This window comes from Acerihabitans arboris (genome assembly GCF_010131535.1).
GTDB classification, from domain to species: domain Bacteria; phylum Pseudomonadota; class Gammaproteobacteria; order Enterobacterales; family Enterobacteriaceae; genus Acerihabitans; species Acerihabitans arboris.
Genome location: NZ_WUBS01000019.1, coordinates 63,995 through 76,736, shown reverse-complemented (window position 1 = coordinate 76,736; position 12,742 = coordinate 63,995). Strand labels below are relative to the sequence as shown.

Here is a 12,742-nt window from a genome sequence, read left to right as displayed (position 1 = left end):
AAGTCTGTAACGGTATTTCGTTAAACAGAGTATATGAGGGGATCCATGACCGAATTTGACTGCGCCGCTTTCCGGCGTCATTTCCCGGCGCTAAATAACGACTGGGTTTATCTGGACAGCGCCGCCACCGCTCTCAAGCCCAACGCGGTCATCGATGCCACCGACGCCTTTTATCGCCATGGCACCGGCAATGTCCACCGCGGCCAATACCCCGGCGCCATCTCGCTGACCGCCCGTTATGAACAGGCACGGATCGACACGGCCGTCTGGATAAATGCCCCGGCCGCCGCCATCGTCTGGACCCGGGGCACCACCGAGGCGATTAACCTGGTGGCGCAAAGCTATGCCCGGCCCCGCCTGCGGCCGGGAGACGAAATCCTGGTCAGCGAAGCCGAGCACCATGCCAACCTGGTTCCCTGGCTGATGGCGGCGCAGCAAACCGGCGCCCGGGTGATCAGGTGGCCGCTCGGGGACGATCTGTTGCCGGACCTGGCGCAGTTGGAAAGATTGATGAACGGCAACACGCGCATCGTGGCGTTAACCCAGATGTCGAACGTCACCGGCGGCTGTCCGGATCTGGCCGCCGTCATAGCCAGGATCCGTCGCTACCCGCAGGCGGCAATCATGCTGGACGGCGCGCAGGGCGCGGTGCACCGCCCCATGGATGTGCAGGACGCGGATATTGATTTCTACGCCTTTTCCGGCCATAAACTCTATGGCCCGACCGGTATCGGCGTGCTCTACGGCAAACCGGCGCTGCTCGAACAGATGCCGCCCTGGCAGGGAGGCGGCAAGATGCTGACCGGGGCTGGTTTCGACGGCTTCCTTCCCCAGGCGGTACCGATGCGCTTTGAGGCCGGCACGCCCAATATCGCCGGGGTACTGGGGTTAAGCGCCGCCCTGGACTGGCTGCGCACGCAAGACCTGGGCGCGGCGGAGCGTTACAGCGCGGGGCTGGCCCGGCTGGCGGCGGAGCGCCTGTCGGCGCTGCCGGGGTTTCGCGCGTTTCACGCGCCGGGGTCCAGCCTGTTATCCTTTATATTTAGCGGCATTCACCATCAGGATATCGCCATGATCCTGGCGCAGGACGGCATATCCCTGCGCGCCGGGCAGCATTGCGCCCAGCCGCTGATGGCGGCATTGGGCGTATCCGGCACCCTGCGCGCCTCTTTTGCGCCCTATAATACCCGCCAGGATGTCGACCGGCTGGTGGCGGCGGTTGAAAAAGCCTTATCCCTGCTGCGGGATTGACTCCTGATTTGGATGGATTGATGACAGAAACATTAACCGGCGACCATCCCTTCGGTCGTGAGCTCGATATGCGGGAATTAGCGCGGCGCTTTGCCGGCTGCCGGCAGTGGGAAGATCGCCTGCGGCAGATAATCATGCTGGCCAAGGCGCTGCCGGCGCTGCCGGAAGCGCTGAAAACGCCGGAATCGTTGTTGACCGGCTGCGAGAACCGGGTCTGGCTCGGTTATCAAAGGCTAAGCGACGGCACGCTGCATTTTTTTGCCGACAGCGACGGGCGCATCGTCAAGGGGCTGCTGGCCATCGTACTGGCCGGTGTCGAAGGCAAAACCCCGCAACAATTATATCTGCGGGATCCACTGGCGCCGTTCGACGATCTGGGGCTGCGCGCCGAACTCAGCGTCAGCCGCGCCAGCGGGCTGGCGGCGATTGCCGGACGGATTAACGCTATTGTCGCGGCATCCAACGCTGAATGAAACCGGGGGCCGGGCACCTATGCGCCCGAGCTCAGAGGCTGTCTTCCTGTGCTTGCGCGGCAGCTTACGCCGCAGCTTTCACCTGCCGCTTGCGCCCGCCATTTCGCCGGCCAACAGCGCATGCCGCTAATCACGCGCGGCGTTTAACGCCGTTAGCGCGTCGTCGGCGCTGGCGGGATCGCGCCGGGCTGGCGGGGCGCCCTGCCGGGCCGCCCTGGCGAGCATCTTTTTCAGCGCGTGGGATACGGCGATAAAACCGAAGCTGGCGGTGACCATGGTCGCCGCGCCGAATCCCGAGGCGCAATCCATGCGCTTAGGTCCTTCAGCGGTGGAAGGCGACGCGCAGACCGACCCGTCCGGCTGCGGGTAAACCAAATGTTCGGTGGAATAAACGCAGTCGATCCCTAATTTGCCCTTACTGTTTTTTACCACGTTAAAATCATGCTTTAGCCGCTCGCGCAATTTTGCCGCCAGCGGGTCCTGAATGGTTTTCGCCAGATCGGCCACCGCGATGCGGGTAGGATCGATTTGACCGCCGGCGCCGCCGACGGTCACCACCGGTATCTTGTAGCGTCGGCAATACGAGAGCAACGCCGCTTTCGGCCGCACGCTGTCGATGGCGTCGATGACGTAATCGAAACCGCGATCCAGCAGGGCCGCGACGTTATCGGCATTGATAAAATCATCCACGCAGGTCACCACGCACTCCGGATTGATCGAGGCGATGCGCGCGGCCATCACCTCGGTTTTCGGCTGACCCACCTGCTCGCGCAGCGCGTGGATCTGGCGGTTGGTGTTGGTGACGCAGACATCATCCATATCAATAAGCGTTATGGCGCCGATGCCGGTGCGCGCCAGCGCCTCCGCCGCCCACGATCCCACCCCGCCGATGCCTATCACGCAAATATGGGCACGATAAAACACCTCAAGCGCCTGCCGGCCGTATAACCGGGCGGTGCCGCCGAAACGCTGCAGGTATGCGTCTGAATAATGCCCGTTCATCTTGCTAACCTTGTTGAATTCGCCAACATCCACTAATTGTCGTAGGTCACCTGCACCTGCCCGGTACCGGTTTGGGTTGTCATGCCGCTGCCCGCGATTAACGGGCCGTTGTCCTGCATCCCTTTCAGTACCCAGACCCGGCCATAGTGGTTGTAATAACCCGCCGCATGGCCGGCATCGGGACCGATGCCCTGGTAGATATCAAAATGCTGTCCTTTAATGGCGCCGCCCACGTCCAGGGCCACCATCAGGCGCATCTCATATTTGCCGGTAAATTTACCGGCGTTGTCCAGCAGCGGCACTTCCGCCAGCAGAGTGGTGCCGGCCGGTATCAGCGAGCGGTCCGACGCCACCGACGCCTTGGCCACCAACGGCACGGCGCTGGCGCCTTTTACCGGCGCAAAAGGCACCGGTTTGAAGAATACATAAGATGGATTCTCCTCGAGCAGTTCGCGTACCTGCGCCTCGCTGTGGCCGGAAGCCCACTGCCGGATCGCCTGCATCGACATATCCTCGCGCGCCACGTCGCCCCGATCGATAAGTATTTTACCAATGCTGCGATAGGGATGACCGTTTTTGCCGCCGTAGCCAAAGAAGGTCATCGGCCTGCCGTCGCCGTAATCGACATAGCCGCTGCCCTGGACTTCCATCATGAAATTATCCATCAGCGAATTGCTGTAGCCGATGGCCAGGTTGCGGCCCTCAAGGGCGCCGGCGTTGATGGCCGCCCGATCGGGCAGACGGTTCTTGCCCCGGGGCGGCATGCGGTACAGCGGATACTGGAACTCGCCCTGGCGGGTGTAGCGGGCCTCTATCACCGGGGTATAATAGCCGGTGAACTGCACGTTGCCGTAATTATCCACCCCTTCCATCTGGTAGGCCTTGATACCGAACTGGCTAAGCTGCCGGGTATCGGCTCCCGCCATGGCCCAGCGCTTGACGGCGTTGAAATTGCCGCTGTTGCGGCCGTAGAGTCCCGCCGCGGCATATTGCGTTTCGGTTACCTGATCGGCGTAATCCTTGGCGTTGACCGGCCGGCCCTTGGCATTGGGTTCATTCACCAGCCCGAACGGCTGGGTAAGAAGACCATCTTTATATTGTTGTCCGCGATCGGTGGGCCGCGACGAACATCCGGCCAGAATGGCGAGAATCAGGCCAATGAAAAGATAGTGTGCCCATTGTTTGTTCATAAAGTTCTCATGCCGGTTCCATTTGCCTAAGTATCAACGGCGAACGATAGCAAAGGCGGTTCAATAGATAAATGTATTATTGCAAAAACAACCGCCTGTTTTGATTATAAAACAGGCAAAAAAACGCCTCTTTAAACAAAAATCATGATAGTAGGCGATTAATCACAAAAAGGGGTTGCATCAGATGCTGTCCGGAGTATAGTGCGCTTCCACGGACGCGGGGTGGAGCAGCCTGGTAGCTCGTCGGGCTCATAACCCGAAGGTCGTCGGTTCAAATCCGGCCCCCGCAACCAATTAAGCAGTAAAAACGATGTAAAAAGAAAAGAATTAAAAAAAACAGTAAATGAAGCAAGCATCTGACTGCTCACAGATGTAGTATATCGGACGCGGGGTGGAGCAGCCTGGTAGCTCGTCGGGCTCATAACCCGAAGGTCGTCGGTTCAAATCCGGCCCCCGCAACCACTTCTTGAAAGCCGACAGGCTAAAGCGCTTAACCCACTCTACGGTGGGTTTTTTGTTATCCGTCTCCCGCAAAACGATTTCACTCACCGGCTCGATATGACCCCACCCGATGCAAAGTAGGCCTTGATACCCGCCAGGATGGATTGGGCCACCTGCTGCTGGAAATGCGGGGTGCGCAAACGCCGCTCCTCTTCCACATTACTGATAAACGCCGTCTCCACCAGGATCGAGGGGATGTCGGGCGCCTTGAGCACGGCAAAACCGGCCTGATCCACGCTGCGTTTATGCAAATGCGCCACCTTGCCCAGATGATTCAACACCGCCCCGCCAAACTTCAGGCTATCGTTGACGGTGGCGGTCTGCACCAAATCGAACAACGTATGATCCAGGTAGCGGTCGCCGCTCTTGCTTACCCCGCCGATATCATCGGCGGCGTTCTGGGTTTGCGCCAGGAAACGGGCGGCCGCGCTGGTCGCCCCTTTGGTGGACAAGGCAAAGACCGACGCGCCCCGGGCCGCGCGGTTGGTAAACGCGTCGGCATGGATGGAGATAAACAGGTCGGCACGCTGTTTACGGGCCTTGGCCACCCGCACCTTCAGCGGTATAAAGACATCTTCGTTGCGCGTCATATAGACCTTCATATTCGGCTCGCGGTCAATAAGCCCGCGCAGATGGCGGGCAATCTTCAGCACCACATCCTTTTCGCGGGTACGAAATTTGCCGATGGCGCCCGGGTCCTCCCCGCCGTGGCCGGGATCGAGCATAATGATAATCGGCCGGTCGCGGCCGGCTTTACCGGCCCGCGGCGCTTGTGATTCGGGCGGCAGGCTGCGCGCCAGATCGCCCTGGTTATAATCCTCCAGCAGCGCCAGCAGGGGATCGTCCTGCAGTGCGGAACGGCTGCCGGCCAGCGGGTAAAGATCCATGACCAGGCGGTTTTTAAATCCGGCCACCGGCGGCAGTTCCAGGAAGCGCGCCGCCACCGGCTGCTTAAGGTCGATAACCAGCCTGGCGGTATGGTTATCAAACTGGCCGGCCCGTACCCGGCCGATATAGGGATCCTGCGCCTTTACCAGCTGGCCGACGCCGTTAAGCACCGAATTGAGCCGTGTGCCCTGGATATCCACCACCAGCCGGTCCGGGTTACCCAGGGTAAAATGGCGATATTGCAGCGGCGCATGGGATTCGAGGGTCATACGGGTATAACTGGCGGCGGGCCAGATGCGCACGGCCAGCACCAGCGGCGGCGCCGCCGTTCCGATCCGGCTGAGACTCAACAGCCAGGCGGCCGCGGCTCCCTGCAGCAGCCGGCGGCGACCCGTATGATAATGTGAATCCGACATGTCCCCTCTGCGTAAAAGCTAATATAATGAAAAAACAGTCATTTTTTGTTAATGGCGAAAACTTTAGCGAATCCGCCGGTGTCTGTCATCCCAAAAAGGCTCTATGCTTAGTGCTTCGGGGTTTATTTTCGATTCTTTACAATGAAAAATGACGGAAATTGCTGCTTGCCATCGCTACATTAATAGAATAAAAATACACAAAATCAGAATAATCATTCACAGAGGATTTGCCGTGAAGGAACGTAGTACTGAACTGGTCCAAGGCTTTCGTCACTCAGTTCCCTATATCAATGCGCATCGAGGCAAGACGTTTGTCGTCATGTTGGGCGGCGAGGCCATCGAACATGAAAACTTCGCCAACATCGTTAATGATATCGGCCTCCTTCACAGCCTGGGCATCCGCCTGGTGCTGGTCTACGGCGCGCGGCCGCAGATCGATGCCAACCTGTCGGTGCATCATCTGGAGCCGATTTATCATAAGAATACCCGCGTTACCGACGCGCCGACGCTGGAACTGGTCAAGCAGGCCGCCGGCCTGCTGCAGCTGGATATTACCGCGCGGCTGTCCATGAGCCTGAACAATACCCCGCTGCAGGGCGCGCATATTAATGTGGTCAGCGGCAATTTTATTATCGCCCAGCCGCTCGGGGTCGATGACGGCGTGGACTATTGCCACAGCGGACGCATTCGCCGTATCGACGACGAGGCCATCCATCGCCAGCTGGACAGCGGCGCTATTGTCTTGCTCGGACCGGTGGCGGTATCGGTTACCGGCGAGAGTTTTAACCTGACCTCGGAAGAAGTGGCCACCCAGCTGGCGATAAAACTGAAGGCGGAAAAAATCATCGGTTTTTGTTCGTCGCAGGGAGTGTTTGACGATAAGGGTGAGATTATTTCCGAACTGTTTCCTAACGAAGCCCAGCTGCGCATCGACGCGTTGGAAAAAAAAGGCGACTACCATTCCGGCACGGTACGGTTTTTACGCGGCGCAGTGAAAGCCTGCCGCAGCGGCGTGCGCCGGTGCCACCTGATAAGCTATCAGGATGACGGCGCGCTGGTGCAGGAATTGTTCTCCCGCGAAGGCATCGGCACCCAGATCGTCATGGAAAGCGCAGAGCAGGTCAGGCGCGCGACCATCAACGATATCGGCGGCATCCTGGAGCTGATACGCCCGCTGGAGCAGCAGGGCATTCTGGTGCGCCGCTCGCGTGAGCAGTTGGAGATGGAGATCGACAAATTCACCATTATCGAACGGGATAACCTGACCATTGCCTGCGCCGCGCTGTATCCGTTCCCCGAGGAGCAGTTGGGCGAGATGGCCTGCGTGGCGGTGCATCCCGATTACCGCAGTTCCTCGCGTGGGGAAATGCTGTTACAGCGCATTACCCAGCAGGCGCGCCAGATGGGGTTGAAGAAGCTGTTTGTCCTGACCACGCGCAGCATCCACTGGTTCCAGGAGCGCGGATTTACCCCGGCGGAAGTGGAAGTGCTGCCGCAGCAAAAGCAGGCGTTGTATAACTACCACCGCCGTTCCAAAATATTGGTGGCGGATCTTACCGGGCAATGACCGTCCCGCGCCGTCGGGCGGGCGGCTTATCCCTTCAGCAGCAGATCCTTTAGGCCGCTGCGCCGCTCGGTCGGCGTGGCGATGGCCTGGCTGAGCACGTCATCGTTGGCATACACCGACAGCCGCTGGCGGGCGCGGGTGATCGCCGTATAGACCAGTTCGCGGGTTAATACCGGCAGGAACTGGTTGGGCAGCACCAGCGCCGTATGGGTAAACTCCGACCCCTGGGATTTATGCACCGTCATGGCGAACGCCGTTTCATGGTCGGGCAGGCGGCTTAAGGGAACGGCCTTAATGGTGCCGTCAGGCAACGGAAAGCAGACCCGCAGCTCGGACTGCCCATTAAGCAGCATAATGCCTATATCGCCGTTATACAGCCCTAGCGCCGGCGCATTACGGGTGATCATCAGGGGTCGCCCCGCATATCCCCGCGCGGAGGCATCGGCCGGGCGCTTAACCAGCCCCGCCTGGGCCAGCGCATGTTCAATACGCGCGTTCAGGCCGGCGACGCCAAAAGGCCCCTCGCGCAGCGCGCACAGCAGGCGGTACTGGTTAAAGGCCGTTAAAATCGCGACTGGCCCGGCGCCGGCCCGCACCAGCAGGAGATACTGCCGGTAGCCCGCCACGCAGCCGGCCAGCAGCCGCAGATAGTCATCACCGTCGCGCACCGGCGCGTAGTCCACGTCAGCCTCTTTCGCCGCCTTCAGCAACGCCAGCGTGCCCGGACTGTCGCCGCGGTTGACGGCATCGGCCAGCCGGCCGATGCCCGAACTGTCGTCAAAACGGTAGCTTTTACGCAGCAGGCACAGGCTGTCCCCCGCCGCGTGCCCGGGCACGGGGGTGCCCGCCGGCAGGTCGCAGCCGGTCAAGCGCCGCAGCTGGGCATTGCGTTCCGGGCTGTAGCCGTTTTCCGCGTAAAAACAGATATCCCCCAGCACCGCCCCCGCCTCCACCGACGCCAGCTGGCAGCGATCGCCTAAAAAAATCACCTTCGCCCGCGGCGGCAGCGCGGCGATCAGGCTGGCCATCATCGGCAAATCGACCATCGAGGCTTCATCGATAATCAGAATATCCACATGCAGCTGATTGCCCTGATGATAACGCATGCGTTGGCTGTTGGGCTGCGCGCCCAGCAGACGGTGCAGCGTCACGGCCTCCGCCGGAAACAGCCGCCGCTGCCGCTCGTCAAGCCCGAGCGCCGCCAGCGCCGCGCCGAGGGATTCGCTCAGGCGCGCCGCCGCTTTACCGGTCGGCGCCGCCATCTGGATACGCAGGCGGGCATCCCCGCCCAGCACCACCATGGCGGCCAGCAGCTTCGCCACCGTCGAGGTCTTGCCGGTGCCCGGGCCGCCGGAAATCAGCGCCACCTGATGGGTGATGGCCACCGCCGCCGCGACCTTTTGCCAATCCACCTCATTGCCGGCGGTGGGGAAAAAACGCTCCAGCACCTGGCTGATAAGCGCTTCATCCCCCACCGGCTGTGGCCGGACGTCGTTAAAAAAATCGGCCACCCGCCGTTCGTTTTGCCACATGCGCTGCAAATACAGGCGGCCGTTTTCCAGGACCAGCGGCGAGGGACTCGAGCCGTCGCTGACCGCCGGCGAAGCCCGTAGCAAACGCGGCCAGTCATCAAGCGTGGGTTTGCCGGCCAGCCGCCAGGCCTGCTCCGCCAACTGCGGATGGCGGCCGTTGAACAGCCCGGCGGGGCTCAATAGCGCCAGCGGCAGGCAGACATGCCCGGCGCCGGCATCGGCGCTCAGGCAGGCGCAGGCCAGCATCAGGGCCGGCTCGTGCGGGCCGGCCAGCATACGGGCAAACTGGATATCCAGCGGACGCCAGAGCCTCAGCTGTTGCGCCTGCTCAATCAGAACGTCCATTAAACCGCCTTATCCTCGGTGTTGGCCATTGCGCCCCGGCTGAATAACGCATCCAGCCCGTCGATCAGGCCCGAATCGGGACGGCAGGAAAAGATGCCGTTGCCGGGGTTATCGGCCGCGACGCCGCGCAGGAACAGGTAAAAGACCCCGCCGAAATGACGCTGGTAATCATAATCCGCCAGGCGATGGCGCAGATAACGGTGCAGGGCCAGCGTATACAGCTGGTATTGCAGGTCGTAGCGGTGTTCCGCCATGGCCCGCGCCATCGCCTCGGGCGTATAGGCGGCGTTATCCTCGCCCAGCCAGTTGGATTTATAATCCAGCAGGTAATAACGGTCCTGCCAGCAAAATACCAGATCGATGAACCCTTTCAGCATCCCCCGCACCTGGGGGAAATCAAGCGGCGGACAGCGCGCCGACAGCGGATCGAATTGTTTGCACAACGCGTCCAGCGCCCCGGCGGTGACCGTGGCGTCAATCGGCAGGTAAAACTGCAGTTCGGCCTGCTTACGGCCCGGTTCCAGATCCGAGAGCCGGACGCCCGACGCGTCGAGCGGGGCGTTGAGTACCCGCTCCAGCCACTGCCCGATAACCGGTTGCCAGATGTCATCAATCCCGTTTTGCGCCAGTTGGCCGCTTAACCATTGCCTATCCAGCGGCTGGGTAAAATCCAGCGACTCGAACAGGGAATGCAAAAAGGTGCCGGGCGACGCCCCGCGCGCAAAGGCATGGGGCGACAGTTCGGGTTCGGCAATCTGCCGGCGTTCACCGACGGCGTCCACATCAAGCCGTGGCAGCAGCTCCGTCAGCCCCTGGCCGCCGCCATGCTGCTGCAGGCCCGAGTAGCTGGTAAGGCGCCAGTGGTCCTGCGTCCGCTGCGGGCGGCGCCGGGCGGCGAGGGCATGTTGCCCCTCGGCGGCCGGCTGCCAGGGCCTTCCCTGCGGCTGGCCAATCGGGTCCAGCGCAATATCCGCGCCGGACAACTGCTCAAGGCGGGAGCGCAGCTGCGCTGCGTCGCCTGGCCGGCCCCGCTGGATCAGGTAGCCCAACGCGCTTTGATGCACATCGGTATCGCCGCTTTTGGCGCGGCCGCCGCGAAACAGCGGCGCAATGCCGATGCAGCACTGATAAATGGAACGGGTCAGCGCCACGTACAGCAGGCGCAGATCTTCCGCCAGGCGCTCCTCTTCCGCCAGTTCGAGGCTCTCGTCGGACGCCGACAGATCCAGCCAGGCCTGGAAATCATCCCGGTCATGGTACAACGGACGCTTTTGCTGGCGAAAATCGGCGACAAACGGCAGGAACACGACGGGAAATTCCAATCCTTTGGACTTATGCACCGTGGTAATTTGCACCAGGTGACGGTCGCTTTCCAACCTCAGCTGCTGGTTATCGGCCTGCGTATTCGGCAATTCGATCTGCAGTGCCAGCCAGCGCACCAGGGCATGCTCATTTTCCAGCTGCGCCGAGGCTTCCTGCAGCAGTTCGGCCAGATGCAGCAGATCGGTCAGCCGGCGCTCGCCGTTGGCGCTGGCCAGCAGGTTCTCCGCCATCTGGTGCCGGACCATGACCTGGCGCAGCATCGGCAGCACGCCGCGCTGCCGCCACAGCAGGCGATAGCCGGCAAACTCGTCCACCAGCGTATCCCAGGCCTGCCCATCATGGTTAAACGCCTCGATATCCCGCGCATCCAACCCCATCAGGCTGGTGGCCAGGGCGCAGCGCAGGGCGCTATCCTGTCCCGGGATCAGGATCGCCTGCAACAACCACAACAGCTCGCGCGCCTCAGGGGTTTCGTACACGCTGTCCCGGTTGGACAGATACACCGCCGGAATCGACAGCGCGCTTAACGCGTCGCGCACCAGCGACGCTTCATTACGGTTGCGCACCAGCACCGTCATATCCGAGGCCTGCAACACCTCGCGGCCCGTGCGGCCGTTAAACCAGGCGCGCCCGTCCCGCCCCGCGGCCAGCAGGTCGCTGATGGCCGCGGCGCACTGGCGGGCCATTAAATGTTGGTACTCACTTACGCCAGCCCCGTCGCCCGATTGTAGCCAGAACCGCAGCGCCGGCTGGACCTGCCGATCAACCATCAGCGACAGCCCGCCGTTGCCCGCGGCCGCGCCTACCGGCAAAAAGGGAATCTGTTGAAAAATAAACGGCTGGGGAAGCGATTGGAACAGCTGGTTTACCGCCCCGATCATGGCGGGGGAAGAACGCCAGTTGGTGTCGAGCGTATAGTGGGCGCTAACTTCACTTCTGGCGCGCATATAGGTGAAGATATCCGCGCCGCGAAAGGCATAAATCGCCTGTTTGGGATCGCCAATCAGCACCAGCCCGCAGGTGGGTTGCCCGCCGTAGATACGGCGAAAAATGCGGTATTGCTGGGGGTCGGTATCCTGGAATTCATCAATCATCGCCACCGGATAGCGCCTGCGCACCGATAGGGCCAGCGCGTCGCCGCCCTCCCCCCGTAAGGCCTCGTCAAAACGGCTGAGCAAATCATCAAAACCCATTTCGCCGCGCCGGCGTTTTTCCTGTTGCAGCGCAAGGCGCATTTCATCGAGCGCCAGCACAAAAATCAACTCGCGCAACGTCAATGCCTGCTCGAAAAACCGGTCTATCTCATCGAACAGGGCATGCTCGGGAGGCGCGCCCTTGGTGGTTTTGGCGCGCAGCGCCGATTGGCGAAAGCGTTCAAGCTCTTTCGGCACCGCGTAATCATCGGTCGGCGCGGCGGCCCAGGCCGCTATTTTATCCAGCCACAGGGGCAGGTTTTTGCTGCTGTATGAGCGCTTATCCACCCCCGAGCCGCCCACCAGGTCCGGCAACAGCCCGGCAACCTGCCGCCACTGCCGTTTAAGGGCATCGGTGCGGGCGATGATGCGTTCGTGGCGCTGCGGGATAGACTCGGTTTTATCCGGCGGATTGCGTACCACCGGGGCCTCGCCCTGCATATAGGGCAATAATTCCGCCAGCAATTTTTCCGGCCCGTCCCACTCCTGGTTGATGACCCGGGCAATGGCGTAAGGCAAGGGATAGCAGTGGCGCCGCCAGAAATCAGCACAGACCTGGCGCCTTAGCGCCGACTCGTCCTCCACCAGGGTCTGCTGGAACAGCATGCCGGATTCTACGGTGTTCTGGCCGAGCATCCGCTGGCAAAAACCATGAATGGTATAAATCGCCGCTTCATCCATTTGCCGTTCGGCCGCCAGCAGCAGCCGGGCGGCATGGTCGGCATCGGCGATCTGCGAGAGCAGCTCCCCGAACAACCCATCCTTGCCTTGACCGGACATGGAAGGACCGCGCACGCAGGCCAGCCGCAGGCGATGGATATTTTCCCGGATACGTCCGCGCAGCTCGTCGGTGGCCGCCTCGGTAAAGGTCACGACCAGGATCTCTTCCACGCTGAGCGGACGGGGGTAAGCCGCCTGTTGGCCCAGACCCAGCAGCAGCCGGAGATAAAGCGCCGCCAGCGTGTAGGTTTTGCCGGTACCCGCCGACGCTTCGATAAGGCTTGCGCCCTGGAGCGGCAGCGTCAGCGGGTTAAGTGTCTGCGCGGTCAAGAATGCTGTTT

8 protein-coding genes and 2 tRNA genes are annotated in these 12,742 nt (G+C 61.5%); 5 read left to right on the top strand and 5 right to left on the bottom strand.

Going from position 1 to position 12,742, the window contains the following annotated elements; all coding sequences use genetic code 11:
- Window positions 1-45 precede the first annotated feature (45 nt).
- Window positions 46-1,251: a cysteine desulfurase CsdA gene (gene csdA / locus GRH90_RS22650; protein WP_162368245.1), complete on the top strand. Its 1,206-nt coding sequence runs from the start codon at window positions 46-48 to the stop codon at window positions 1,249-1,251.
- Between the two features lie 20 nt (window positions 1,252-1,271).
- Complete coding sequence (gene csdE, locus GRH90_RS22645; protein WP_162368244.1) at window positions 1,272-1,724, top strand: cysteine desulfurase sulfur acceptor subunit CsdE; 453 nt, start codon at window positions 1,272-1,274, stop codon at window positions 1,722-1,724.
- 126 nt (window positions 1,725-1,850) lie between these two features.
- Here the strand turns inward: csdE and tcdA are convergent, their stop codons facing one another.
- Together tcdA and mltA are read right to left on the bottom strand one after the other, a co-directional pair.
- A complete protein-coding gene (gene tcdA / locus GRH90_RS22640) occupies window positions 1,851-2,726 on the bottom strand; it encodes a tRNA cyclic N6-threonylcarbamoyladenosine(37) synthase TcdA (protein WP_162368243.1) in 876 nt (291 codons plus the stop codon).
- A gap of 32 nt (window positions 2,727-2,758) precedes the next feature.
- The gene (mltA, locus tag GRH90_RS22635; protein ID WP_162368242.1) at window positions 2,759-3,916 is read right to left on the bottom strand and encodes a murein transglycosylase A; all 1,158 of its coding nucleotides are present in this window, start codon (window positions 3,914-3,916) and stop codon (window positions 2,759-2,761) included.
- Window positions 3,917-4,132: 216 nt separating this feature from the next.
- Here mltA and GRH90_RS22630 point away from each other — a divergent pair.
- Window positions 4,133-4,209: transfer RNA gene (locus GRH90_RS22630), tRNA-Met, on the top strand.
- A gap of 92 nt (window positions 4,210-4,301) precedes the next feature.
- Window positions 4,302-4,378, top strand: a tRNA-Met gene (locus GRH90_RS22625).
- An 83-nt stretch (window positions 4,379-4,461) separates the two neighbouring features.
- Here the strand turns inward: GRH90_RS22625 and amiC are convergent.
- Entirely contained in the window at window positions 4,462-5,721 is a 1,260-nt protein-coding gene (gene amiC, locus GRH90_RS22620; protein WP_162368241.1) for an N-acetylmuramoyl-L-alanine amidase AmiC, read from the bottom strand.
- 232 nt (window positions 5,722-5,953) lie between these two features.
- Between amiC and argA the strand changes: the two genes are divergently transcribed.
- Window positions 5,954-7,288, top strand: a complete 1,335-nt coding sequence (argA, locus tag GRH90_RS22615) for an amino-acid N-acetyltransferase (RefSeq protein WP_162368240.1) — start codon at window positions 5,954-5,956, stop codon at window positions 7,286-7,288.
- A gap of 26 nt (window positions 7,289-7,314) precedes the next feature.
- Here the strand turns inward: argA and recD are convergent, their stop codons facing one another.
- Complete coding sequence (gene recD, locus GRH90_RS22610) at window positions 7,315-9,165, bottom strand: exodeoxyribonuclease V subunit alpha (protein WP_162368239.1); 1,851 nt, start codon at window positions 9,163-9,165, stop codon at window positions 7,315-7,317.
- Window positions 9,165-12,731, bottom strand: coding sequence for an exodeoxyribonuclease V subunit beta (recB, locus tag GRH90_RS22605; protein ID WP_162368238.1), 3,567 nt, complete (start codon window positions 12,729-12,731; stop codon window positions 9,165-9,167). The genes recD and recB overlap by 1 nt, the downstream gene beginning before the upstream one ends.
- Window positions 12,732-12,742 lie beyond the last annotated feature (11 nt).

What these genes read in the sequence shown, in the direction of transcription:
- tcdA (WP_162368243.1), bottom strand. Translation starts at nt 2,726, where the DNA reads ATGAACGGGCATTATTCAGACGCATACCTGCAGCGTTTCGGCGGCACC.
- recD (WP_162368239.1), bottom strand. Translation starts at nt 9,165, where the DNA reads ATGGACGTTCTGATTGAGCAGGCGCAACAGCTGAGGCTCTGGCGTCCG.
- csdA (WP_162368245.1), top strand. Translation starts at nt 46, where the DNA reads ATGACCGAATTTGACTGCGCCGCTTTCCGGCGTCATTTCCCGGCGCTA.
- mltA (WP_162368242.1), bottom strand. Translation starts at nt 3,916, where the DNA reads ATGAACAAACAATGGGCACACTATCTTTTCATTGGCCTGATTCTCGCC.
- csdE (WP_162368244.1), top strand. Translation starts at nt 1,272, where the DNA reads ATGACAGAAACATTAACCGGCGACCATCCCTTCGGTCGTGAGCTCGAT.
- amiC (WP_162368241.1), bottom strand. Translation starts at nt 5,721, where the DNA reads ATGTCGGATTCACATTATCATACGGGTCGCCGCCGGCTGCTGCAGGGA.